This window comes from Pseudomonas sp. P5_A2_2, assembly GCF_054177685.1.
Window position 1 is genome coordinate 1 of record NZ_JBGCUL010000831.1, and the last position, 1990, is coordinate 1990.

The following is a 1990-nucleotide window of genomic DNA, read 5'->3' on the forward strand; positions in this document are numbered from 1 at the left end:
GTATCGAACTGATTGAGAAACGGTGTGGTCGAGGCGAAGAACAGCGTGCCATGCACCCGGTACAGCTTGCTGCCGTCGTTCTCAAGGTGGCTGTCGGCATACAGCTGACGGGCCTGCTGCCAGGCAAAGTTCAGCGCCGCAATGATGATGCCGCAGAGCACCGCAATGGCCAGATCGGTGAAAACGGTAATCACCGTCACCGCGATGATCACCAGCACGTCATTGAGCGGCACTTTGTTCAGCACCCGCAACGAGGCCCAGGCGAAGGTCTGTTGCGACACCACGAACATCACCCCGACCAGCGCGGCCAATGGAATGCGCTCGATCAGCGGCGACAGAAACAGAATGAACAGCAGGATCGACACCCCGGCCACCAACCCGGACAAGCGCCCGCGCCCGCCGGAACTGAGGTTGATCACGGTCTGGCCGATCATCGCGCACCCGCCCATGCCGCCGAACGCACCGGACACCAGATTCGCCGCCCCCAGCGCCACGCACTCGCGATCCGGGTAACCACGGCTCTCGGTGATTTCGTCGGTGAGGTTCAGGGTCAACAGGGTTTCCAGCAACCCGACCAGCGCCATCAGGATCGCATAGGGCGCGATGATCCGCAGGGTGTCCAGATTCCACGCGATGTCCGGCAGCGCCAGCGTCGGCAAGCCACCGGCAATGTGCGCCATGTCGCCCAGGGTGCGGGTCGGCAGGCTAAGCAGATACACCGCCAGACCCACACCGAGAATCGCCACCAGCGCCGGCGGCACCGTACGGGTCAGGCGCGGCAGCACATAGACAATGGCCATGGTCACCGCGACCAGCCCGAGCATCATGTACAGCGGCGCACCGCTCAACCAGGCCTCACCACTCTTGAAGTGCTCCAGTTGCGCCAGCGCAATGATGATCGCCAGGCCGTTGACGAAGCCGAGCATCACCGGGTACGGCACCATGCGCACCAGCTTGCCGAGCTTGAGCAGCCCGAACGCCATCATGATCAACCCGCCCAGCAACACCGTGGCCAGCAGATACTGCACACCGTGCTGAACCACCAGCGCGACGATCACCACGGCCATCGAGCCGGCCGCGCCGGACACCATGCCGGGTCGCCCGCCAAACAGCGCGGTCAGGGTGCAGATGATGAATGCGCCATAAAGCCCCATCAGCGGATTGAGATGAGCCACCAGCGCGAAGGCAATGCATTCGGGCAACAGGGCGAAGGACGTGGTAAGTCCGGCCAGGACATCGGCGCGTAGACGTTTTGCTTTCATGAGGGATCGCACACAGGGAGAGACGAGAAAAGAGTGTGCGGATGTTACGGAATCGAGGGCGGCGCGGCCAGTTGCAGGGACTACGAAATCGCCATCGCGGGCAAGCCCGCTCCCACAGGTACTGTGTTGTTCGCCAACTTCGTGAACAACACAAAACCTGTGGGAGCGTGGCTTGCCCGCGATGAACGGTGACGCGGTCTAAAGCAAACTCACACCATCTCGTCGCGAATCCACTCCACTGCCGACGTGCGCTTCGGCACCCAGCCCAGCAACTCTCGTGCATGTTTACCGCGCACCCGGCTGTTGGAGCCCAAACCATAATTGGCCATTTCATAGCCCCACTCGGCCTCCGCGTCCTTGAGCGCCCAGTCTTGCGGTTCGCCCAGGTTCAGCGCCTGGGCCATGGCGGTGGTCATGTCGATGAATGATGCTTCACCGCTTTCAACAAAGTAGAAGGTGCCGGGTACGTTTTCAGTCAGCGCCAGCAGGTACAGCGCAACCACGTCCTCGATGTGCACATTGGACCAGATGTTACGGCCCGGGCCGACATGGCGCACCACACCGCTTTTGCGCGCCTGTTTGAGCAGGCGCGGCAACTGCACGCTGTCGCGATGGACGCCCAGGCTGTGACCGTAGATCAGGGTGTTGCAGATCACCGCCGAGTTCACCCCGTCCATGGCCGCCGCCAGGATCAGATTATCGATGGCCACGCGCGCGGCCTTGTCGAC

General features: G+C 62.4%; 2 protein-coding genes. Both read right to left on the bottom strand.

What is annotated here, in order from left to right:
• The coding region (locus ACXRVY_RS26250) for a SulP family inorganic anion transporter (protein WP_458238651.1) at positions 1–1262 on the bottom strand (1262 nt) is incomplete at its 3' end.
• Positions 1263–1471: 209 nt separating this feature from the next.
• The coding region (locus ACXRVY_RS26255; RefSeq protein WP_458238652.1) for an NAD-dependent epimerase/dehydratase family protein at positions 1472–1990 on the bottom strand (519 nt) is incomplete at its 5' end.